19 protein-coding genes and 1 riboswitch are annotated in these 24,061 nt (G+C 39.0%); of the genes, 15 read left to right on the top strand and 4 right to left on the bottom strand.

Going from position 1 to position 24,061, the window contains the following annotated elements; translation table 11 throughout:
• Nucleotides 1-7: 7 nt before the first annotated feature.
• Together FCR2A7T_RS00275 and FCR2A7T_RS00270 are read right to left on the bottom strand one after the other, a co-directional pair.
• Nucleotides 8-622 (bottom strand): deoxynucleoside kinase, encoded by a 615-nt coding sequence (locus FCR2A7T_RS00275; protein ID WP_023569258.1) that lies wholly within the window; start codon nt 620-622, stop codon nt 8-10.
• Nucleotides 622-1,413 (bottom strand): hypothetical protein, encoded by a 792-nt coding sequence (locus FCR2A7T_RS00270; protein WP_035116720.1) that lies wholly within the window; start codon nt 1,411-1,413, stop codon nt 622-624. Before FCR2A7T_RS00270 ends, FCR2A7T_RS00275 begins: the two co-directional genes overlap by 1 nt.
• 114 nt (nt 1,414-1,527) lie before the next feature.
• Between FCR2A7T_RS00270 and FCR2A7T_RS00265 the strand changes: the two genes are divergently transcribed.
• Together FCR2A7T_RS00265 and FCR2A7T_RS00260 are read left to right on the top strand one after the other, a co-directional pair.
• Nucleotides 1,528-2,415 carry a GLPGLI family protein gene (locus FCR2A7T_RS00265; RefSeq protein WP_023569257.1) on the top strand — a complete coding sequence of 296 codons (888 nt, stop codon included), beginning with the start codon at nt 1,528-1,530 and terminating at the stop codon, nt 2,413-2,415.
• A 37-nt stretch (nt 2,416-2,452) separates the two neighbouring features.
• Entirely contained in the window at nt 2,453-5,164 is a 2,712-nt protein-coding gene (locus FCR2A7T_RS00260; RefSeq protein WP_023569256.1) for a carboxypeptidase-like regulatory domain-containing protein, read from the top strand.
• A gap of 68 nt (nt 5,165-5,232) precedes the next feature.
• On the opposite strand, the gene metK is transcribed toward FCR2A7T_RS00260, so the two are convergent.
• Nucleotides 5,233-6,483 carry a methionine adenosyltransferase gene (gene metK, locus FCR2A7T_RS00255; RefSeq protein ID WP_023569255.1) on the bottom strand — a complete coding sequence of 417 codons (1,251 nt, stop codon included), beginning with the start codon at nt 6,481-6,483 and terminating at the stop codon, nt 5,233-5,235.
• A gap of 718 nt (nt 6,484-7,201) precedes the next feature.
• Here metK and FCR2A7T_RS15150 point away from each other — a divergent pair.
• From FCR2A7T_RS15150 to FCR2A7T_RS00205, 11 genes are all read left to right on the top strand, one after another.
• Entirely contained in the window at nt 7,202-7,378 is a 177-nt protein-coding gene (locus FCR2A7T_RS15150) for a hypothetical protein (RefSeq protein WP_023569253.1), read from the top strand.
• 11 nt (nt 7,379-7,389) lie between these two features.
• The gene (locus FCR2A7T_RS00250; protein ID WP_023569252.1) at nt 7,390-7,848 is read left to right on the top strand and encodes an OsmC family protein; all 459 of its coding nucleotides are present in this window, start codon (nt 7,390-7,392) and stop codon (nt 7,846-7,848) included.
• A gap of 589 nt (nt 7,849-8,437) precedes the next feature.
• Complete coding sequence (locus tag FCR2A7T_RS00245) at nt 8,438-9,436, top strand: alpha/beta fold hydrolase (protein WP_023569251.1); 999 nt, start codon at nt 8,438-8,440, stop codon at nt 9,434-9,436.
• Complete coding sequence (thrA, locus tag FCR2A7T_RS00240; RefSeq protein WP_035116719.1) at nt 9,433-11,850, top strand: bifunctional aspartate kinase/homoserine dehydrogenase I; 2,418 nt, start codon at nt 9,433-9,435, stop codon at nt 11,848-11,850. The genes FCR2A7T_RS00245 and thrA overlap by 4 nt, the downstream gene beginning before the upstream one ends.
• A gap of 141 nt (nt 11,851-11,991) precedes the next feature.
• The gene (locus FCR2A7T_RS00235; RefSeq protein ID WP_023569249.1) at nt 11,992-13,164 is read left to right on the top strand and encodes a trans-sulfuration enzyme family protein; all 1,173 of its coding nucleotides are present in this window, start codon (nt 11,992-11,994) and stop codon (nt 13,162-13,164) included.
• A 124-nt stretch (nt 13,165-13,288) separates the two neighbouring features.
• A riboswitch (SAM riboswitch) is annotated at nt 13,289-13,392 on the top strand.
• A 209-nt stretch (nt 13,393-13,601) separates the two neighbouring features.
• Nucleotides 13,602-14,588: a homocysteine S-methyltransferase family protein gene (locus tag FCR2A7T_RS00230; protein ID WP_023569248.1), complete on the top strand. Its 987-nt coding sequence runs from the start codon at nt 13,602-13,604 to the stop codon at nt 14,586-14,588.
• Nucleotides 14,588-17,266, top strand: coding sequence for a methionine synthase (gene metH, locus FCR2A7T_RS00225; RefSeq protein WP_035116718.1), 2,679 nt, complete (start codon nt 14,588-14,590; stop codon nt 17,264-17,266). The genes FCR2A7T_RS00230 and metH overlap by 1 nt, the downstream gene beginning before the upstream one ends.
• Nucleotides 17,267-17,286: 20 nt before the next feature.
• Nucleotides 17,287-18,243 carry a methylenetetrahydrofolate reductase [NAD(P)H] gene (metF, locus tag FCR2A7T_RS00220; protein ID WP_023569246.1) on the top strand — a complete coding sequence of 319 codons (957 nt, stop codon included), beginning with the start codon at nt 17,287-17,289 and terminating at the stop codon, nt 18,241-18,243.
• Between the two features lie 191 nt (nt 18,244-18,434).
• A complete protein-coding gene (locus tag FCR2A7T_RS00215; RefSeq protein ID WP_035119081.1) occupies nt 18,435-18,869 on the top strand; it encodes a hypothetical protein in 435 nt (144 codons plus the stop codon).
• Between the two features lie 137 nt (nt 18,870-19,006).
• Entirely contained in the window at nt 19,007-20,098 is a 1,092-nt protein-coding gene (locus FCR2A7T_RS00210; protein ID WP_023569244.1) for an acyloxyacyl hydrolase, read from the top strand.
• Nucleotides 20,095-20,835, top strand: coding sequence for a head GIN domain-containing protein (locus FCR2A7T_RS00205; protein ID WP_051369477.1), 741 nt, complete (start codon nt 20,095-20,097; stop codon nt 20,833-20,835). Before FCR2A7T_RS00210 ends, FCR2A7T_RS00205 begins: the two co-directional genes overlap by 4 nt.
• Here FCR2A7T_RS00205 and gldA read toward each other — a convergent pair whose 3' ends face one another.
• Nucleotides 20,836-21,735 (bottom strand): gliding motility-associated ABC transporter ATP-binding subunit GldA, encoded by a 900-nt coding sequence (gene gldA, locus FCR2A7T_RS00200; RefSeq protein ID WP_023569243.1) that lies wholly within the window; start codon nt 21,733-21,735, stop codon nt 20,836-20,838.
• A 118-nt stretch (nt 21,736-21,853) separates the two neighbouring features.
• On the opposite strand from gldA, the gene FCR2A7T_RS00195 reads away from it, so the two are divergent.
• Entirely contained in the window at nt 21,854-22,531 is a 678-nt protein-coding gene (locus FCR2A7T_RS00195; RefSeq protein ID WP_023569242.1) for a TetR family transcriptional regulator C-terminal domain-containing protein, read from the top strand.
• A 5-nt stretch (nt 22,532-22,536) separates the two neighbouring features.
• A complete protein-coding gene (locus FCR2A7T_RS00190; protein ID WP_023569241.1) occupies nt 22,537-23,844 on the top strand; it encodes an ABC1 kinase family protein in 1,308 nt (435 codons plus the stop codon).
• The last annotated feature ends 217 nt before the right edge of the window (nt 23,845-24,061 follow it).

Here is a 24,061-nt window from a genome sequence, read left to right as displayed (position 1 = left end):
GTATGCTTTAAAATAAGCCGTTTATTTCGGCATCGATGCGGTTGATGATCATTCCCAGATCTTCCGGATTGTCCACAAAATTAATGTTGTCTACGTCGATAATGAGCAGTTTCCCTTTGTTGTAGGTTTGAACCCAAGCTTCATAACGTTCGTTCAATCGGCTCAAATATTCAATGGAGATGGTATTTTCATAGTCGCGACCGCGTTTGTGAATCTGTGAAACCAAATTTGGGATGGAACTTCTCAGATAAATCAATAAATCCGGAGCGCCTACCAAATTTTCCATCAATTCGAACAAGGATGAATAATTTTCGAAGTCACGATTACTCATCAATCCCATAGTATGTAGATTGGGAGCGAAAATGTGGGCATCTTCATAAATCGTTCGGTCCTGAATAATTTTTTTTCCGCTTTCGCGAATCTGCAACACCTGACGGAAACGGCTGTTCAGGAAGTAGATCTGCAAATTAAATGACCAACGGTCCATCGAATGGTAAAAATCGTCAAGATACGGATTGTCCACCACATCTTCAAAATGCGGTTCCCATTTGAAATGTTTGGATAGAAGTCGGGTTAAAGTGGTTTTTCCGGCGCCAATGTTTCCTGCTACAGCTATATGCATTATGGTAAAAAGATTTTATAATTCCTGATTTCGTTGTCGGTAAAAATAGATAAAATTTGTTCTTTATAATAAAAACTTTGAAAGCTTTTTTCGGGAATCGTTATGATTTGCGAAGTTTCTTTTTCCAAATCATAAACGCTTAAAGTATCGCCTTTTTTTAACAGGATTTGTTTAGAAGAAATTATTTGCATTTGTTCGTAATCAGCAACCATTCCTAAAAAATTCACTTTCCCATATACATTGGCGGCCATCAGTTGTTGTTCTTTGTTTGTCCAGTAAAAATAATTGTAATCCGATTGCGCATAGACAATTGGAAGTTCAAAAACGACGGATATGGGATGGAATGTTTTTTTCTGATAATCGTAAAGACCTAATTTCTGCGAAGCCAAATCGAATAGCCAAAGTCGGTTTTGAGAAGCCAAGCCAACCCAATGTGGTATTAGTTCAGGATTGGTTTCGGTGAAATTAATCCGAATCGTTTCATTCAACTGATTGTCTAACAGTACAACGGCATTCATCGTTTTGTAGAACACTACCGTCTGAAGCGGATTTTGTAAATCCACCCGCTCAATTTTTCCTAAAGCAATGTTTTTATATTCCAGTTTGGTTTGACGGTTTTCTTTTCGGAATACATTGTCATAAAGGGTGTAATTGTTTCCAAAAGCATCTCTGCCAATAAAATATTGGGCTTGTGTTTTTTGAGTTTCCAGAGGCGTAACTCCAATACTTTTTTGTTGGCCAAAACCGAAACAAAAGGTGAAAAGAAATAACAGCTGTATTAAATTTTGCATAAAAGCCAAATTACGAATAAACCTTTTACAAAAACAGTAGTCTAAGAAGAATATTTTTGTAACAAAAAACGTTTTCAATCGTCTTATATAGTCTTGTAACTAACTTATAAAATCATGAAAAAAATTTCAATAGCATTAATGGTGTTTTTTTGTACTTCATTAACCTCATTTGCCCAAGATTTTCAAGGGATGGCAGTTTATGAATCCAAAACCAGTACTGCCGATTTCAAATCGCGTATGGATGGTAATAAAGATGTAACGCCTGAAATGCGAAAAATGATTGAAGAACGTATGAAAAAAATGTTTGAAAAAACATTCATACTTAATTTTGATAAAACCAGTTCGATTTACAAGGAGGAAGAGAAATTAGATGCTCCCGGGCAAAACGGTGGCGGATTTCGTATGATGAGTTCCATGATGGGCGGTGGGGGAACCTATTACAAAAACGTTAAGGATAAAACCTATACCGTGGATAAAGAATTTATGAGCAAAGAATTTTTGGTGGTGGATTCCCTGCCGAAATTGGCTTGGAAATTGGGCAGTGAAACCAAAAAAATTGGTGATTATACTTGTTTTAAAGCGACTGCAATAAAACCGGTAAGTGCTTCCGATTTCAGAAATGCACGTCCGAAAAAAGAAGATGCAGCTAAAAAAGGCGAAGAAGGCAAAGAAAAAAGAACCAATTTCATGACGGATTTCGATATGCCGAAGGAAATTGAGATTACCGCTTGGTATACACCGGAAATTCCAATCAGTCAAGGTCCTGAAAGTTACTGGGGTTTACCGGGACTGATTTTGGAAGTTAACGACGGAAAAACCGTGGTAATGTGTTCGAAATTGGTGATGAATACAAAAGATAAAGTGGAAATTAAAGCGCCTAAAAACGGTAAAGTAGTCAAACAGAAAGAGTATGATGAAATCGTTGTAAAAAAAATGCAGGAAATGCAGGAGCAATTCCAATCGCAAGGCGGAAACAGAGGGGGAATGAGAATGGGACATTAATTAATTCGAAAAAACTTATTTTATTCCCATTTCATTTATGAAAAATATATTTTTTGTTGTGCTGTTTATGGTTACGACCATAGGCTTTTCACAAAATGTGAAGTTTGAAGGCGTTATCAAAGATACCACCGGTGTGGCTCTGGAAATGGCCAATATTATGGCTGTTAATCAGGCAACAAAAGCCATGGACGGTTATTCGATTACGAACGATAAAGGTCGGTTTCAGATTTCTCTGAATGCCAATTCGACTTACGAGGTTAAGGTAAGTTATGTTGGTTTTCAGCCCTATACAACAACAATTAAAACCACAACAGAAAATATCGTAAAAAATATTGTTCTGAAAGAAGGAACCTTGCTGAAGGAAATTGAAATTGTAAAAGAAATGCCGGTTTCCATCAGTGGTGATACCATTATTTACAATTCGGATTCTTTTAGAAACGGTACCGAGCGCAAGCTGGAAGACGTATTGAAAAAACTTCCCGGAGTAGAAGTCAATAAAGACGGCGAAATCCAGGTGGAAGGGAAAAAGGTGCAGAAAGTGATGGTGGAAGGGAAAGATTTCTTTGATGGGGATACCAAAATTGCCACCAAAAACATTCCAGCCGATGCATTGGATAAAATTCAGGTGCTTCGAAACTACAATGAAGTAACCAATTTGAAAGGTCTTGAAAACAACGAAGAGAACGTAGCGATTAACATCAAACTGAAAGAAGGGAAAAAGAACTTTTGGTTTGGGGATATGACGGCCGGAATTGGCGTAGGGCATACGGATGAACGCTATATTGTCAATCCGAAACTCTTTTATTACAGTCCGAAATACAGTTTAAATGTCATCGGAAACCGCAATAATATTGGAGAGTTGCCTTTAACGATGCAGGATTACTTCAAGTTTACCGGTGGTTTTAAAAACATGATGAAAAAAGGCGGTTCCAATTTCAATGTGTCCTCAAATGATTTGGGAATTTTAGGACTTCGTAACAATCAGGCGAAAGAAATTGATACTAAATTCGGAGCGGCAAATTTCAGTTATAATCCTTCAAAAGCATGGACTTTAAGCGGATTCGGAATTTTCTCTTCCAATGTGACTGATATCGAAACCAATTCAAAATCTACACGAACCGACCGTTTGCCCGACGGAACTTCTGTAGTGATCAATGAAACACGTCAGGATGTTTCCCATCAGAAATCATCGTTAGGATTGTTTAAACTGAGTTCGAGTTATGTGCCGTCGGAAAAAGTGCATTTCGATTATGATGCTTTACTGAAACTGTCGGATCAGAAAGAAAGATCAGGGGTTTTCTCTAGTTTGTTGGATGATATTTATACGAATAAAAAGCAGAATCCTTTTTCGTTCAATCAGAATATAAATTATTACTATACGCTGAATGATAAAAACGTGTTTGCGTTCGAAATGCAGCATTTGTATCAGGATGAAGATCCGTTTTACAATGCGAATCTCGCGAATCAGCCCTTTTTGCTTACGGGATATCAGTCGGGTCAAAGCCGAAATGATTTAACCCAAAGCCGTTATGTGAAGACCAATAAAATCGACGGGAAATTCGACTATTACTACATGGTAACGCCAAAAAGTAATATCAATTTAACGTTGGGGAATACATATTCGTATCAGAATTTCAACTCGAACATTTTCCAGATTTTGGATAACGGAACTCAAAATGATCTGACTGCTGCCGAGAATACGAATGATGTAAATTATTCGTTCAATGATGTGTTTATGGGCTTGCATTATAAATTCATCACCGGAAAATTCACCTTCAATCCCGGATTTAGCGTACACAATTATCAAACCAATGATGAGCAGTTGGGAACTTCCAATAAACGTTCGTTCAATAGGGTTTTGCCGGATTTCTACGCACTTTGGCAATTGAAAAAAGCGGAAACGTTAACCTATAATTTCTCGTTGAATAATAATTTCACCGATATTAACAAGTTGGCTCAAGGCTACGTGTTTTCAAATTATAACAGTTTGTTTAGTGGTAACAGAATGCTCGAGAATTCACTTTCTCAGGTACATTCATTGCGTTATTTCAAGTACAATATGTTCAATTTTGAAAATATTTTTGCGAATATTACCTATACGAGACAAGTTGATGCCGTGAAGAATAAAGTTTTATTTACCGGGCTGAATCAGGTGTCGTCTTCAGTGAACATGAATTCTGCATTTGCCGATGAAACTTTTTCCGGAAGCGGAACCTACGGGCGTTCGTTTTTACGCTATTACAAAGCGTCGTTGGGGGCAAGTTTGAATTGGAGCAAGTTCAATAACTTACGTGTTTATTCGCCAACGCAGGAAAGTATTCAAACTACCGAATCGTTTACGCAGAATTACACCGCTCGTTTCTCTACAAATTATAAAAAGATCCCGAATTTGGAATTTGCTTATAATTTTACAGTGAATGATTTTTCGAGCGATACATTTTATGTAGACAGTCCTTCGGTTACCTTGGAGTATTATTTCCTGGATGCTTTTTCGTTTACCTCGGAATATTCCTTCTATCACAACCGAAACAAAGCTAAAACCTCCAATAACGAATACGATTTCTTAACGGCAAGTTTGATGTATCAGAAAAAAGACAGTAAATGGGAATGGAAATTGTCCGGAACCAACCTGTTGGACACGAAATCCATCAACGACAGCAGTTTTAATCAGCTGGGTGGTTCGAGCAGTTTTTCGAGTTATATTGTTCAGCCGCGCTATTTGATTTTGAGTGTGAAATACGCATTGTAATTTAAATTATGTATAAAAAAAAACATCCGCATTTGCGGATGTTTTTTTATGTTTAAATCGATTTCGGATTACAATCCAAAAGCTGCTTTTACTTGATCCACATAATCCAGTTTTTCCCAAGTAAACAATTCAACCGTTACCGTTTTTGGTTCGCCGTTTGGCAATTGGAACGTTTTGGTTACTGTTTCTGGTTTTCTTCCCATGTGACCGTAGGCAGCCGTTTCACTGTAAATCGGATTTCTCAGTTTCAAACGTTGCTCGATAAAGTACGGACGCATGTCAAAAATGCCTTCTACTACTTTACTGATTTCGCCGTCTGTCAAGTTCACTTTAGAAGTACCGTAAGTGTTTACGTTGATAGAGGTTGGTCTTGCTACACCAATCGCATAGGACACCTGTACTAGAATTTCATCACACAATCCAGCTGCTACTAAATTTTTAGCGATATGACGTGTTGCGTATGCTGCAGAACGGTCTACTTTTGAAGGGTCTTTTCCGGAGAAAGCACCACCGCCGTGTGCTCCTTTTCCACCATAAGTGTCCACGATAATCTTTCTTCCTGTTAAACCGGTATCTCCGTGAGGTCCACCGATTACAAATTTTCCGGTAGGGTTGATGTGGTAAGTGATGTCGTCGTTAAATAAGTGAGCATATTGCGGATATTTCGCTTTCACTCTAGGGATTAAAATAGCAACAATGTCCGCTTTAATCTTAGCTAACATTTCTGCTTCCGGACCGAAATCATCATGTTGTGTTGATACTACAATAGCGTCAATTCTAACCGGTTTGTTATCATCAGAATACTCTAAAGTAACTTGTGATTTTGCATCGGGACGCAAATATTTAATTTCGTTGTTTTCTCTTCTTAGATTTGCTAATTCGATTAACAAAGCATGCGATAAATCCAAGGCTAACGGCATGAAATTTTCCGTTTCATTGGTAGCATAACCAAACATCATACCTTGGTCGCCCGCACCTTGTTCTTCTTTACTTGCTCGGTCAACCCCTTGGTTAATATCAGCCGATTGTTCGTGAATCGCTGATAAAATTCCACATGAGTTCGCCTCGAACATGTATTCACTTTTTGTATAACCTATTTTTTTGATAACTTCTCGTGCGATTTCCTGCACGTCCAAATAGGTTTTCGATTTCACTTCACCGGCAAGAATTACCTGTCCTGTAGTTACCAATGTTTCACATGCTACTTTGGAATCGGCATCAAATGCCAAAAAGTTATCGATTAATGCATCTGAAATCTGATCCGCTACTTTGTCCGGATGTCCTTCACTCACTGATTCTGACGTAAATAAATAAGCCATAATTAAATTAGTTTAAATTTAAGCGAGGAAAAAAAATTGCAGGGATTGCCTAAAGGAGTAGTAGTTACTGCTTTAGCATTTTTTTGATACCAAACGGATTAGTATCAGAGGTTGCAATCAGTTCAAATTTTTCCTCTTGTTTTCGTTTGCAAATGTATGAAACAATTTTAATCTGCAAGCGAAACTTGACTTTTTTTTGTTTTTTAAATATTCGTAATGAAAGATTGGTTTTGAAGGCTTTAATTATTGTTTAATAATTGAAAATGTTAAAATTCGATTTTTTATTTGGTCAATCCAAAAATAGTTATCAATTTTGCAATATTAATAAAGAGAAAAAAATGAATTCAATTAAACGATATATGTGCAATTTTATGTGGAAAAATTCCGCAGAGCGTGCTGTTGTTTAATTTGAAAGTCAAATTTAAAATATACAATTAGAGCCTCTGCCAACCGCAGGGGCTTTTTTTATTCTGAACCGTTTTCAGAATCAAAAAATAAAATAAAATAAGAAAAGAGTAAAAATGAAAAATACAGTAACAATTAAAAAATCCAATAAACGATTTACGTGCAATTATATGCGTCATATTTTCCATTGTTGTTACCGAAAGCGGATGAGTTAATCTCAAGTTATAGTTCAAACTGTAAAAGTCCTTTTGGTAACGTATCCGAAAGGACTTTTTTATTTAAATCAATTTCAATCAAATAAAAAATAAAAATCATGACAGCTTTAAAAGAAAAAATAAGAAGAATACAATCAATAGTTTCCTCCATAGAAAACGCGCCAAACAGCTTGTTTGAGGAGCAAATCACAGCAATTCAGGAAGAAATAATCTCTGCTTCAGAGCTTTTGATCCTGCAAATCAATGCAGAAGAAAACGAATTCCTTTTCATCTAAAGAACGAAACCATGAGTAGTAAAACAGTTGTAATTACAGGGTTTTCAGGAAATGATAATCAGTTTTTGGTGAAAACGAACACCTTCGATGTAAGTATTACCAATTCCGTTTCGGGTGATTCGGCAGTAGGACCTAGCCCGACCGATTATTTACTCGCGGGTTTTGCCGGGAGTATTAACGCGGTGGGTTTGCTCGTGGCAGAAGAGCTTGGTATCGCATTGCAGTCGGTTCAGGTGGAAATTGTTGGGGAATTGGAAACCAAGAAAGCAAAAGGTATTCCAACCCGCTCCAGAGCCGGTTTCAGAAAAATTGAAGTAGTTGTGAAACCGGTTTCTGATGCGCCTTTGGGACTTTTGAAACAATGGATGGATGAAGTAAAAGAGCGATGTCCGCTACGTGATAATCTGATGAATACTACTCCGGTTTCGCTGACTTTATTAAAAGAATACAAGCAGCATGATGCTGCATAACGATAGTTGTTTTGTTTGTTAAATCGCCCCTGATACCGTCTGTCAACAACGTCAGGGGAGATTTTTTAAAAGAAAAATATTCTGTTAAATTGATTTTAAATAAAATATTTTAGAAAAAATATCTACTTTATTTTTTTAAACGGAAAAAATATCTAATTTTGTCGCAGAATTAAAATTAATAATGAGAACAGTTAAGCAATTTATGATGGATATGATGTGCGGATTTCCGCAGAGGATGTTTTTTGCTTAATTCGAACGAATACTGTCAAAAACCTCTGCATTCCACAGAGGTTTTTTTTATAGCATAACCAAACACAACACAATTTTTAATTATTTACAACCGAATTAGAAACCCAATGAAAACGACAGCAACAACAATGATGGCTATGAACACGATGATGCACATGTGTATGTGTCCAATGCTGTATTGTTACTGCCAAAAGCGAATGAGTTAATCTCAGGTTATAGTTCAAACTGTAAAAGTCCTTTTGGTAAACAATCCGGAAGGACTTTTTTTTAAATCGGAATTGATTTCGGATTCTGAAAAGCAATAAAAATTGTAAAATAATTAAGCGTTAAAAGAAATAAAATGAGCACTTTACAAAAGATAGATATTTTCGATTTCACCTTGCAACAGGGTGTTTACAAACGCTGGTTGCCTTTGTATTATCAGGTGTTTGGACAGCTCATTGGAACGGCTCCGGTGGTTGTGGTGAATCATGCCTTAACCGGGAACTCACAAGTAATTGGTCAAAATGGTTGGTGGAATGACCTAATTGGTGAAAATAAAACTATAGATGCCGGTTTTTACACGATAATCGCTTTCAATATTCCGGGCAACGGTTTCGACGGTCAAGCCGAAAATCTAATTCAGAATTACAAAGAGTATACCGCAAAAGATATTGCAAGATTATTTTGGGAAGGACTTCATTCGTTAAAAATAGCACAGCTTTTTGCTGTCATTGGCGGAAGTTTGGGTGGCGGTATCGCTTGGGAAATGGCTTTTCTGCAACCCAAAAATATTCAGCACCTTATTCCGGTGGCTTCGGATTGGAAAGCTTCGGATTGGCTGATTGCGAATGTTTTAGTACAAGATAAAATTCTGAACAATTCCGAAAATCCTGTGTATGATGCTAGATTACATGCGATGCTTTTGTATCGAACGCCACAATCGTTAAAAGCCAAATTCAACCGAAGCAAGAACGATAATCAGGAGTTGTACCAAATTGAAAGTTGGCTGTTGCATCACGGTCAAAAACTGGAAAACCGATTTGCGTTAGAATCGTATAAACTGATGAATCATCTGCTGAAAACGATTGGGGAAAGTACGAATTGTGGCCAATTTTTAGCTTTCGCCAAAGAAACCTCTGCAGAAATTCATCTGATTTCGGTCGATTCGGATTATTTCTTTACCGCCGATGAAAACCGCGAAACCTACGAAATCCTGAAACGCGTCAATTCAAAAGTACACTATAGCGAAATACAATCGATTCACGGACACGATGCTTTTCTAATCGAGTTCGAACAATTAAATCAAATTCTTAAAAACACATTCACAACAACTAAACTAAAAACAAAACAAGCATGAAAATTTTAAAATTCGGAGGAAAATCGTTGGCTTACGGCGACGGATTCGACAAAGCCATCAACATTATTTTAGACAAAGTCAAACAGCAGGAAAAGTTTGCGGTAGTGGTTTCGGCCATCGGAAATGCCACCGATGAGCTGGAAGAAATTCTGGAAAAAGCCAAGAAAAACGAAGTCTATCAGGTACAATTAGAAAATTTCAAAAACTATCAGAAAGGGAATTCGTCGGCAGATTTGTCTTCAGAATTCGGATTGCTGGAAAAATTATTTGAAGGTGTGGCGCTTTTGGGCGATTACAGCAAAAAGATCAAAGACAATGTCTTGGCGCAAGGCGAAGTAATTTCCGGAAAAGTGGTTACTCAGACTTTAAAAGACAAGGGTATCAACGCCCATTTTTCCGATACCCGCCAACTGATTAAAACCGATGCCAAGTTCGGGAATGCACAACCGGTAGATGTCATTTCCCGAAAAAACGTTCAAAACCATTTTGCTGCCAACAACGGAACTACGGTTAACATCGTAACCGGCTTTATCGCTTCCAGTACCGACGGGGAAACCACCACTTTAGGGCGCAACGGCAGCAACTTCACCGCTTCTCTTTTAGCCAATTATTTAGATGCCGAAGAACTGCAAAGTTTCACCCACGTAGACGGTATCTTTACTGCCAACCCGGATTTAGTGCCGGATGCTAAAAAAATCGATCAGCTTTCTTTTGAAGAAGCCAACGAAATAGCCACTTTCGGCGCTACCATTCTTCATGCGAAAACCATCATCCCGCTAATTGAAAAGAAAATTCCGCTTCGCATTTTAAATACCTTCAACCATACGCACAACGGAACGTTAATCAATTCCGAAAACTCACGTAAAGGCATCAAATCGCTTTCGGTTTTGGAAAATGTAACCTTGGTGAATTTAGAAGGCCGTGGTTTGTTAGGAAAACCGGGCATCGATGCGAGAATCTTCAGGGTATTGGCGCAGAACAACATCAGCGTAAGCATCATTTCGCAAGGTTCTTCGGAAAGAGGTATCGGGTTTATTGTAAATGCTGCCGATGCTTTAAAAGCCAAAGCCGCCATCGAAGCTGAATTCGAATTAGATTTTTATACCAATGACGTGAGCAGTGTGTATCTGACAGAAAATGTTTCAGTGATTTCCATCATCGGACAGGAATTGGCCACGTTCAACAAACCGTATGATGCGTTAATCCGCAACCAAATTGTACCGATTTTATTCAACAATACTGTCACCGGAAAAAATGTGAGTTTGGTAGTAGAACGTGTTCAGTTGAAAAAAGCGCTGAACGTCATACATAGCGAAATTTTTGGCATCACTAAAAAGATAAATCTCGTAATCTTCGGGCATGGAACGGTTGGAAAAACACTGATCAACCAGTTGTTGGAAAGTCGTGACAATATCATTCAGCGCAAAGGTATCGAACTGAATGTGGTGGCGATTGCAAATTCTCGTCAGTTCATCTTCAACGCAAAAGGCGTTTCCGTGCAATGGCAATCCGAACTGGAAAGTTCTCTTCAAAAATCATCCTTAGAAAATATTTTGGCAGCGGTTAAAGACCAACATCTAGGCAACTTAATCGCTATCGATGCTACGGCGAGCAAAGATTTTGTTTCTAATTATGTCGAACTGATCAAAAACGGTTTCGACTTGGTTTCCGTCAACAAAATAGCCAATACCAAAGAATACAGTTTCTACAAAAACCTGCGCGAGAATTTAAACTTTTATCAGAAGAATTATTTATACGAAACCAATGTAGGGGCCGGATTACCGTTGATTGATACGATTCGATTGTTGCACCATTCGGGTGAAAATATTACCCGAATTCGAGGTGTTTTTTCAGGAACGCTGAGTTATTTGTTCAATACTTTTTCCGCTACCGACAAAACGTTCGGTGATGTTCTGAAAGAGGCCATCGAAAAAGGTTTCACCGAACCCGATCCGCGCGAAGATTTGAACGGAAACGATGTCGGCAGGAAATTATTAATCCTTGCCCGCGAACTGGATTTGAGCAATGAGTTTTCTGAAATCAAAATCCAAAACCTGATTCCTGAAAATTTACGAGAAGGTAGTGTGGCTGATTTTCTTGCACGATTGGAAGAATTAAATCCGATTTATCAAAACATTAAAACCAACCAAGCCGAAAACCAAGTCTTGCGTTACGTAGGCGATTTGTCCGGTGATTTATCGGTAGAAAACGGAGCGAAGTTGGATGTGAGTTTGGTTTCTGTTCCACAGGAAAGTTCGCTTGGACAATTAAAAGGTTCCGATTCCATTTTCGAAATCTATACCGAATCCTACGGCGAGCATCCAATTGTAATTCAGGGCGCGGGCGCGGGCGCAGCTGTAACCGCGAGAGGGGTTTTTGGTGATATTTTAAGACTGGCAGAAAAAAGCAAATAAAGCGAAAACGTTGTCATTCCGACGAAAGGAGGAATCCCATCATTTTAAAACGTTGATTATGAGATTTCTCCTGTTGGGCGAAATGACAAAAAATGAACTTGTTGCGCTTTCCAAATAACTTTTAATCAAAATAAAAATACTATGAATAATACAGAATTCGGCTTCGAAACCCAGGCCATAAGAACCCAAAACGAACGCACCCAATTTTTAGAACATTCCGTACCCTTATACTTAACCTCCAGTTTCGTTTTCGAAGATGCGGAAGACATGCGCGCTTCCTTCACGGAAGAAAAGGAACGCAATATTTACAGCCGATTCAGTAATCCGAATACGTCGGAATTCGTAGAAAAAATCTGCCAAATGGAAGGTGCAGAAGACGGTTATGCATTTGCTACAGGAATGGCAGCAATCTATTCGACTTTTGCCGCTTTGTTAAAATCAGGCGACCACATCGTTTCCGTAGGAAGTGTGTTCGGTTCGACGCATACCTTGTTCACGAAGTATTTTCCAAAATGGAACATTACCGCCAGTTATTTCGACATCAACCAACCGGAAACCATCGAAAGTTACATTCAACCGAATACGAAAATCCTTTTTGCTGAATCGCCTACAAATCCTGCAGTGGACATTATCGATTTGGAATTGTTAGGGCAAATCGCCAAAAAACACAACCTGATTTTAATTATAGACAACTGCTTTGCGACTCCGTTTCTGCAAAATCCAATCCAATACGGTGCGGATTTGGTGGTGCATTCCGCTACCAAATTAATAGACGGTCAAGGACGTGTTTTAGGAGGAATCACAGTTGGGCGGGCTGATTTAATCCGTGAAATTTACCTGTTTTCAAGAAACACCGGTCCGGCTTTGTCGCCATTCAACGCTTGGGTTTTATCGAAAAGTTTGGAAACCCTACCGGTTCGCGTCGAAAAACATTGCGAAAACGCCGTAAAAGTAGCTGAGTTCCTAGAAAATCATCCGAATGTGAATAAGGTAAAATACCCATTTTTAAAATCCCATCCAAAATACGAGATTGCTAAAAAACAAATGCGTTTGGGCGGCAATATTGTAGCGTTTGAAATTAAAGGAGGTATCGAAGCTGGGCGAAAATTTTTGGATAAAATCCAATTGTGTTCGTTGTCAGCAAATCTCGGTGACACAAGAACCATTGTGACGCACCCGGCATCCACTACGCATAGTAAATTGTCGGAAGAAGAACGATTAGCGGTAAGCATCACCGACGGTTTGGTTCGTGTTTCCGTAGGATTGGAAACTGTACAGGATGTTATTAACGATTTGCGTCAAGCGTTAGATTAATATTCTGAATAAATATATAATATAAGTATAAAAATCTAAAATAGTTGTTTTTTAAATCAAAATTTAGAAAATATTTCCGAATTTAAAATTAATGATTAGCTTTGCATCGTTCTTATACAAACTGACGTTATCACGAAAGGCAGAGGGACTAGACCCGACGAAGCCTTAGCAACCCTACGCTTGTAGAAGGTGCTACATTCTACCTCGTCACGGCGGGACAGATAACAGGATACTTTTTCGGTATCTCTCTGATTTCACGATAACAATATAGTATAGGATTGGAAGCGAAAGGCTTGGGCTTTTTTGGGTCCTTGTTCCCGCTATTCACTACTTCCAATTGAAAATTGGAAACGCTGCTATCGGGGCTAGATAAAAAACGAATTGAATTTTTGGAAACGCTAACGGCTAAGAGTTGTTAGCTAAAAGCTTTTAAAAAAATGTCAACAATACACGAAGCCATAAAAGAAAGAATTCTCGTGCTCGACGGAGCGATGGGAACCATGCTGCAACGCTATAAATTTGAAGAAGAAGATTTTCGGGGCGAGCGTTTCAAGGATTTCGCGCATCCGTTAAAAGGAAATAACGATTTGTTGTCGTTAACCCAACCGGAAGCTGTAAAATCCGTGCACCGCGCCTATTTTCAAGCCGGAGCTGACATCGTGGAAACTAACACGTTCTCAGGCACTACTATCGGAATGGCGGATTACCACATGGAAGATTTGGTGTATGAGTTAAACTACCAATCGGCCAAAATTGCCCGTGAAGTAGCCGACGAATTCACCGATTGCCCTCGTTTTGTAGCCGGTTCTATCGGCCCAACCAATCGAACGGCATCCATGTCACCCGATGTAAACGATCCGGGATTCCGCGCGGTCACGTTCGACGAATTGCGCATCGCCTACAAAGAACAGGTAGAAGCCTTAATCGATGGGGGTTGTGATTTGTTGTTGGTAGAAACCATTTTTGATACGTTAAACGCCAAAGCCGCCCTTTTTGCCATCGAAGAAGTAAAAGAAGAACGCAATATCGATATTCCCATCATGGTTTCGGGTACGATTACCGATGCTTCCGGCAGAACGTTATCCGGGCAAACCGTGGAAGCGTTTTTAATTTCGATTTCACACATTCCGTTGTTAAGCGTTGGGTTCAATTGCGCTCTAGGTGCCGATCAGTTAAAACCGTATTTGAAACGTTTGGCGCACAACACGTCATTCAATGTTTCGGCGCACCCCAATGCCGGATTGCCAAACGCTTTCGGACAATACGATCAAACGGCAGAAGAAATGCAGGCGTTAATCAAAGAATATCTGGACGATAATTTAATCAATATCATAGGCGGCTGCTGCGGAACGACTCCGGAGCATATCAAGCTAATTGCTGAGGTAGCCGCCAATTACAAACCAAGAGTACTGGAGGAAGCATAATGAGTGAAGCAGTTTGTCATAAATATTTAAAACTTTCGGGGTTAGAACCGTTAATCGTTACGCCCGAGACTAATTTTGTGAATGTAGGGGAACGTACTAACGTAACCGGTTCGCGAAAATTTTTACGCTTAATCAAGGAAGAAAAATACGAAGAAGCGCTGGATATCGCCCGTGCCCAAGTAGAAGGCGGTGCGCAGATTATCGACATCAACATGGATGAAGGAATGTTAGACGGCGTTTATGCGATGACCAAATTCCTGAATCTGATTGCTTCCGAACCGGATATTTCAAGGGTGCCCGTAATGATTGACAGTTCCAAATGGGAAATCATCGAAGCCGGACTGAAAGTGGCACAAGGAAAATGCGTGGTGAATTCCATCAGTTTAAAAGAAGGAAAAGAAGCGTTTTTACACCATGCGAAATTAATCAAACGTTACGGAGCAGCCGTAATCGTAATGGCGTTTGATGAGGTCGGTCAGGCCGATACCTACGAACGCCGTATCGAAATCTGTAAACGTTCCTATGATATTTTAGTCAACGAAATCAATTTCCCTGCGGAAGACATCATCTTCGACCCGAACATTTTTCCGGTAGCGACCGGTATGGAAGAACACCGCCGTAACGCCCTAGATTTCTTTTTAGCGACCAAATGGATTCGCGAAAACCTGCCGTATGCCAATGTTTCGGGCGGGGTTAGCAATGTGTCGTTTTCGTTCCGCGGGAATGATAAAGTGCGGGAAGCGATGCATTCGGCATTTTTGTATCATGCCATCCAACACGGGATGACCATGGGAATCGTGAATCCGGAAATGTTAGAAGTGTACGACGAAATCGATTCGACCTTATTGGAATATGTAGAAGATGTTTTATTAGACCGTCGCGACGATGCCACCGAACGTCTTTTGGAATTAGCCGAAAGCTATAAAGACGATGTAAAATCAAATGAAAAAGCAGTTCAGGAGTGGCGAAGCGGTTCATTGCAAGACAGAATCACGCACGCTTTGGTAAAAGGCATCGACGAATTCATTGAAATTGACGTGGAAGAAGCCCGAAAAGTGGCTGCACGTCCTATAGAGGTCATCGAAATCAATCTGATGGCGGGAATGAATGTGGTAGGCGATTTATTCGGTAGCGGAAAAATGTTCCTGCCGCAAGTAGTGAAATCCGCCCGTGTGATGAAAAAAGCCGTAGCTTATCTGTTACCTTATATAGAAGCGGAAAAAGACGGCGTAACATCATCCGCAGGAAAAGTCTTGATGGCTACCGTAAAAGGCGACGTACACGACATCGGTAAAAATATCGTATCCGTTGTATTGGCGTGCAATAATTTCGAAATCATCGATTTAGGCGTGATGGTACCGCCAGAAAAAATCATCGAAACTGCTGTTAAAGAAAACGTCGATATCATCGGATTAAGCGGACTGATTACGCCGTCTTTGGATGAAATGGTGTATTTGGCCAAAGAAATGGACAAACGTAATATCGAAATTCCAATCATGATTGGTGGCGCAACGACTTCACGTGCCCATACCGCCGTGAAAATTGCACCCGAATACCGTCAAACGGTGGTGCATGTTAACGATGCTTCCCGTGCGGTAACCGTAGCCGGAAATCTTTTAAACAAGGATAGAAAAATATACGCCAGCACCATCAGAGCAGAATACGAAGCGTTTCGCGAAACGTTTTTAAACCGTCAGCGCGATAAAAGTTATCATACGATTGAAAAAGCCAGAGTGAATAAACTACAACTGGATTGGGAAAATTTTGAAGCCAAAAAGCCAAACTTCATCGGAACTAAAACCATTGAAGTACCATTGCAGGAATTGGTTCCGTACATCGACTGGACGCCGTTTTTTCAGTCTTGGCAATTGTTCGGAAAATATCCGACGATTTTAACCGACACTGTGGTAGGAGAACAGGCGACAGTTTTGTTTGCCGATGCTCAAAACATGCTGCAACAATTGTTAGATGAAAATTGGTTGGAAGCCAAAGGAATTTACGGTATTTTCCCTGCGAATCAGGTGAATGACGATGATATCGAAGTGTACAATGAAAAAGGAAATACTTTGGAAACGTTTTTAACCCTTCGTCAGCAATCGCAAAAAACTGCGGGCGCTCCGAATATTGCCTTAGCGGATTTTATTGCGCCGAAAGAAAGCAATAAAACTGATTATATGGGCGCTTTTTGCGTGACAACCGGTTTCGGTGTGGATGAAAAAGCAAAAGCATTTGAAGAAGCGAACGACGATTACGGTTCCATTATGGTAAAAGCTTTAGGTGACCGATTTGCGGAAGCTTTCGCCGAATACTTACACGAGAAAATCCGTAAAGAAATCTGGGGCTATGCTTCGGAAGAGCATCTTTCTAATGAGGAATTAATCCAAGAAACATACAAAGGAATTCGTCCGGCTCCCGGTTATCCGGCTTGTCCCGATCATTTGGAAAAACCAACCATCTGGAAATTGTTAAACGTGGAAGAGAATATCGGCGTAACCTTAACGGAAAGCATGGCAATGTGGCCGGCATCTTCTGTTTCCGGGTATTATTTTGGACATCCGGAAAGTAAGTATTTCGGTCTCGGAAAGATAAAAGAAGATCAGGTGCGCGATTATGCCCAACGAAGAAAATGTACCTACGAATACGCCGAAAAATGGTTAAACCCTAACATCGCAGACTAACTGTAAATTGAAACTAAAAAATGAAAGTAACCCAACATATAGAAAACGCCAACGGCAAATCCTTATTCTCTTTTGAGATTTTACCGCCATTAAAAGGGCAAAACATCAAATGTATTTTTGATAACATCGAACCGTTAATGGAGTTCAAACCGCCTTTTATTGATGTAACTTATCATAGAGAAGAATACGAATTCAAAGAATTGCCAAACGGTTTGCTGGAGAAAAAAATTGTAAAGAAAAGACCAGGGACGGTTGGAATCTGTTCGGCGATTCAGAATAAATATCAGGTGGACGCCATTCCGCATATTTTGTGTGGTGGTTTTACCAAAGAAGACACGGAGAATTTCTTAATCGACATGGATTTTCTCGGGATTGATAATGTGGTGGCTTTGCGTGGTGATGCCGTGAAAAGCGAAATTTATTTCAAACCCGAAAAGGAAGGGAATCATTTCGCATCAGAATTGGTAACGCAAATCAGTAATCTGAACAACGGAATTTATCTGGATGCCGACTTACAAAATACCAACAAAACGAATTTCTGCATCGGTGTAGCGGGCTATCCGGAAAAACACATGGAAGCTCCAAGTTTAGACAGTGATATTCATTTTCTGAAGCATAAAATAAAAAACGGCGCGGATTACATCATCACGCAAATGTTTTTCGACAATAAGAAGTTTTTTGATTTTGTTGAAAAATGCCGGGCAGCTGGAATTACGGTTCCGATTATTCCGGGACTGAAACCGATTTCCACCAAAAAACAATTGAATCTGATTCCGCATCGTTTCAAAGTGGATCTACCGGACGATTTAATTATGGAAGTCGTGAAAGCTAAAGATAACGAAATGGTGGCGCAAATCGGAATCGAATGGTGTGTCGCACAAAGTAAAGAATTGAAAGAAGCCGGAATTCCGGTGTTGCATTATTATTCGATGGGAAAATCGGATAACATCCGCCAAATTGCTACCGCAGTGTTTTGATAATCAACCAATTATACTTAACCTAACCCAAGTGAAACCTGAAAGGAATTACCTTTCAGGTTTTTTATTTTTAACAAAAAAAAGTAATATTTGTTATATTAATTGAAATTAAGTTAAAAAATATTTTTTTTCATAAAAAATCATTATTTTTATAAGGAATCAATAGTTGTTCACCCCAAAAAGCTACTATTATGAAAAAACTACTACTATTTGTTGCGTTGTTTTTATTTGCTTCGACAAACCTGTTTGCAAATGAATACCTTCAAAATTATGAGATGGCTCTTAAATATAAAAAAGAGGCCGACTATCCCAATGCGATTAAATATCTTCTGAAAGCGCTAAAAGAGAAAGAGGAGGATTTGGAAGTTGCTCAAAATCTTTGCTTTGAGATATCCGAATGTTTCCGCAGTAAAGGAGATGAGAAAAGTGCGTTGAAATTCATCAATGCTGCAGTTCGAAATTATGGTGCCACATTGGAGGATATTGCGGCCAGCACAATTTTAAATAAAGATTTTTTAAGAACAGCCGATGCTTCAATCGACGCTGATTTTTACGATTTGCATCGAATTTATCTTTTGAAATCAAAAAAAATTGAAAGAAAAGAATATGCTAAACTGATGCAATAACTATATTTTTAAGACAGAAAAGCCTGATTTGTATTTGCGAATCAGGCTTTTTTATTGTGTGTTGAAATATTTTCGACTTTAATGCATAGATGTCGAATAAATATTCTTTTATATTTGCCTGATTTTCAAAACCCAAAATGCGATTACTAACCTATATTTTACTGTTTTTTTCGGTAGCGATTGGCGCTCAGGAAAAAGAAATTAAACAATACGCCATAGATGTGAATTACTTTTACGGAAGTATATTGCCGCATCATACCAATATTTTTCATTTAATAAAGGGGCATCCGGAAGGTACCATCATTGGAATCAACCGAAAAACCTTTGGTTCCAAAAAATGGGAAGCTTGGTACAATTATCCGGATTACGGACTGTCCTTTCACTATCAGAACAATAAAAACCCAGAGTTGGGCGATTTATACGGATTGTATGCGCATTATAATTTTTATTTCCTAAGCAGACGTATGCAATTGCGCGTAGGACAAGGAGTTGCGTACAATACAAATCCGTACGACCGGGAAACGAATTACCGGAATTTGGCTTACGGTGCCCGCTATATGCCGTCGACCTATTTTATGTTGAATTACAACAAACCTAATATATGGAAGGGATTTGGAATACAAACAGGAGCAGCTTTTATTCATCATTCCAATGCCAATCTGAAAGCGCCCAATACAAGTACAAATACCATTGCGTTCAATATTGGGGTAAATTATGCTATTGAAAGCAAAGATTCCCTTCGTTATATAGCGCATCCGAAAGAAAAATTTACAGAACCGATTCGCTATAATTTGGTTTTCCGAAGTGGTGTAAATGAAAGTGATGTCGTAAACAGCGGGCAATATCCTTTTTATGTAGCCTCGGCTTATGTGGATAAACGAATCAATCGTAAAAGTGCACTTCAGTTGGGGACCGATGTTTTCTGGATGATGTACATGAAAGAGTTTATTCGATATCAGGCCATCGCGTATTTCGAAAATAATTATGACGGCAACGCAGATTATAGAAGAGTTGGTATTTTTGCCGGACATGAATTGTTTATCAATAAATTAGCCATTGATACGCAAATGGGCTATTATATTTATGATCCTTCCGATAAATTCGGGGCGTTATACCAGCGATTGGGAGCAAAATATTATGTAACAAAAAATATTTCGGCGGGCGTGAGTTTGAAAACACACATTTCCCGTGCCGAAGCAATTGAATTTGGTTTAGGCGTTAGATTATGAAAGCAGCATTAGTATCTTGTTTAGCAATTGTATTGCTTTTTGTTTCCTGTGATTCTGAGATTATTCCGGATTGTTACCGCGAACCGGGAGCGAGTATTGTTCGTATTGATGCGGTTGGTGTATTCAATCAGATTAATATTGGCGAAGGCGTTAATTTAATTGTTAAGCAGGGAGCAATTGAGGAAGTAAAAGTGGAAACCGGCGAAAATCTTATGGATGAGGTAACCACCGAGGTTGTTGATGGTGTTTTATATGTAAAAAACAACCTGAAATGCAGTTTAGGAACAACCGTTCCGGCAAGAGTTACGGTAACGGCACCCGATATTATTAAGATTTACTCTTCGTCACAATACGATGTGGTTTCAGAAGGAGTTTTGAATTTCCCGACATTAAATTTGCAACAAGGTTTATACGGTAAAACAGCGTCCAATATTTTTGACTTGAGTGTAAACTGCCAAAATTTAGTGGTGGAAAATAACAACACGACGATTTTCAGAATCAAAGGTGTAACTGCTTCACTAAACGTTTCTTTTTATTCCGGCGATTCCCGATTCGAAGGTGCAAATCTGACGGTTCAGGATGTCTTTATTTTTCAGCGCAGTTCCAACGATATGATTTTGAAACCTTCCAATAAAATCGAAGGAAACATCTACAGTAACGGAAATGTAATTTTACTGAATCAGCCACCAACGGTTAATGTTGTACAACATTATACCGGACATATCGTGTACCAATAATTATTTCTTCGTTTTTTCGCGGAAAATTTGCTCCAGATTTTTGCCTTTTAGCGCCAGTTGCAGTGTTCTCAAGCCGTTGTTTTGTGCGAAATCAAAAACAGCTGGTCGCATGTCTTTATTGGTTTCGAAAGTCAGCACCCAAATCGTGTTTTGAATGTTTTGGTACGATTTGATATTCGGAAGGGTAGCCAGTATCTCAGATGAAATTTCTTTGTCAAATTCCACTTCAATTATCTGTTCTTTAACATCAGAAACCAAATTGTCCAGTTTTTTATCGGTTACAATTTTTCCGTTATTGATGATAATTACACGGTCGCAAATCGCTTCTACTTCCTGCATGATGTGTGTGGAAAGAAAAACGGTTTTGTCTTTTCCTATGTTTCGGATCAAATCACGGATTTCCACCAACTGATTCGGGTCCAAACCCGTTGTAGGTTCGTCTAAAATCAACACATCCGGATTGTGCAGTAAAGCGGTAGCCAATCCCACACGCTGACGGTATCCTTTGGAAAGTTCGCCGATTTTCTTATGACTTTCCGGTGTTAATCCCGTTAGGGCAATCACTTCGTCAATACGCGATTTGGCTACTTTATACACATCGGCGTTAAAGGAAAGATATTCCCGAACATACAAATCCAGATACAACGGATTGTGTTCCGGTAAATAGCCTACCGATTTCTGTACATCTTTAGGGTTTTCGGCGACATTATGTCCGTTTACGGAAGCTTCACCCGAATCAGCAGTGATATAGGTGGTCAGGATTTTCATCAACGTGGACTTTCCGGCACCATTCGGACCCAAAAAACCTACGATTTCTCCTTTTTTTACCGAAAAGGAAACAGCATCCAGCGCTTTTTGTTCGCCGTAATTTTTAGAAATATTCTGAACTTCAATAGACATGATTCGTGATTTGAAGCAAAAATAGTAAATAACCGTTAATTCCTATTCGATAATTTTAAGTTAAATAATCATTTTTATGTTTAGTCTTTGTTTAAATTTGTTAGACAAAAAATATGTTATGGCAGCGCAAAGAAAAAAGAAGAGCATTACAGACGAACAAATAGTGTCATTGTACACCGATTTCTGTTTGACTAACGGTAAAAAGCCAGGTTCGGTTTATGAATTTTCAAAGCTAAATGCTTTCAAAGAAAGTGATTTTTACAAACATTTTTCGTCGTTTGAAAGTTTAGAATCGGATTATTTCTCCAAAATGTTCCAGTACACGCTTGAATTGTTGGCGGAAAATGAGGACTATGCAAAATACGATCCGGCTCAAAAACTAACCAGCTTTTACTTCACTTTTTTTGAAATGGCAACGGCGAACCGAAGTTTCGTAAAATTCCTGTTGGAAAACGGTACGGTTCCGTTGAAAAACATTGTCAAACTGAAACAAGTACGACTGGATTTTCTAAGCTATGTAAAAACCGTTTTGGAAGCACCGTTGAAATTAGACAATGAGAAAATCAAATCGCTTCAAAACAAACTGGTTGCCGAAGGCGCCTGGATTCAATTCCTCTCAATTATAGGATTCTGGCTGAAAGATACGTCGCCAAATTTTGAAAAAACCGACATCTATATTGAGAAATCAGTCAAAGCTGCTTTTGATATGGTGTACAATGTTCCCGTAGAAAGTATCATCGACTTCGGGAAATTCATCTGGAAAGAAAAAATGGGTGATGCCTTTACATCCAAATAAATAAAATGAAAAAAATAGACCGCATTCCGACCAATAAAATGGAACGTGTAGCGAAGTTAGTGACCACCGGGGTAAAAGTCGGCGGAAATTACCTGAAATATTACGGGGAAAAAGCCGTAAACCCCAATCTGACCAAAGACAAACTCCATGAAGAGAATGCCGCAGATATTTACGACGGCCTGAAAGAACTCAAAGGAAGCGCGTTAAAAGTGGCGCAAATGTTGAGCATGGAGAAAAATTTACTCCCGCAATCGTACGTGGATAAATTCTCTTTGTCGCAATTTTCGGTTCCGCCTTTGTCGGCGCCTTTGGTGCGTAAAACGTTTAAAAATTATTTCAACGCCTATCCGGAAAACCTTTTTGACGAATTTTCGCCCAATTCCATCAATGCCGCGAGCATCGGACAGGTGCATAAAGCCAAAAAAGACGGAAAAGAACTGGCGGTGAAAATTCAGTATCCCGGTATTCGCGAAAGCATCAGTACTGATATCGCTTTGGTGAAACCGATTGCGGTACGAATGTTCAATTTGCAAGGTACTTCCGATGAGTATTTTAAGGAAATAGAAGACAAATTAACGGAAGAAACCGATTATAAACTCGAACTCCAACAAAGTGAAGCCACTCGAAAAGAATGCGAATGCATTGAAAATCTGAAATTTCCAGCGTATTATCCGGAATTGTCGTCCGACAGGATTATCACGATGGATTGGATGCACGGAATCCATCTTTCGGAATTCTGCCAGCAGGAAACTTCTCAGGAAAAAAGAGATAAAGTAGGGCAGACGCTTTGGAATTTTTATATGTTTCAGATTCATCAGTTGAAGAAGTTTCATGCCGATCCGCATCCGGGCAATTTTTTGGTGGACGAAGATGCCAATCTTATTGCTATTGATTTCGGTTGTATGAAACAGATTCCGGAGTCTTTTTACAAACCATATTTTGAAGTTTCTTCGCCGGAAGTATTGAATAACTCGGAATTGTTTGCCAAGAAATTATACGAGTTGGAAATTTTGAAACCGACGGACAGTCCGAAAGAAATTGCGTTTTTTACCCAAATGTTCCACGAATTGTTAACGGTATTCACCAAGCCGATTCACAAAGAAACTTTTGATTTTTCAGATCCGACATTTTCTAGTGAAATAGCTATTTTAAGCGATAAGTTTGCCAACGATAAAGTATTGCGAAAAATGAACGGTAATAGGGGTTCCAAGCATTTTATTTATGTGAACCGAACGTTTTTCGGCTTGTATAATCTGATGTTTGATTTGAAAGCCACCATTCGTATTAATGATTTCGAAAAATACATGAAGTAAACTTAAATTTTAAAAAAGTGACATCCGAAACATTTTTTCACTAAGTTTGCCATTCAAATAACGCATAAAAAAGCAATGCTTACCAATAACACTTTTTACAGCAATACTTCTTTTTATTTCTTCTGGAACGGAGAGAGGGATTGTCGTATTGTTATTTGATCAAAGTAAAAGCTTGAAAAAAATAGAAACAGACAATCCCGATGGCAGCATCGGGATT

It is taken from the genome of Flavobacterium cauense R2A-7 (assembly GCF_000498475.1).
GTDB lineage: Bacteria > Bacteroidota > Bacteroidia > Flavobacteriales > Flavobacteriaceae > Flavobacterium > Flavobacterium cauense.
This window is presented reverse-complemented; position numbering and strand designations above follow the sequence as displayed.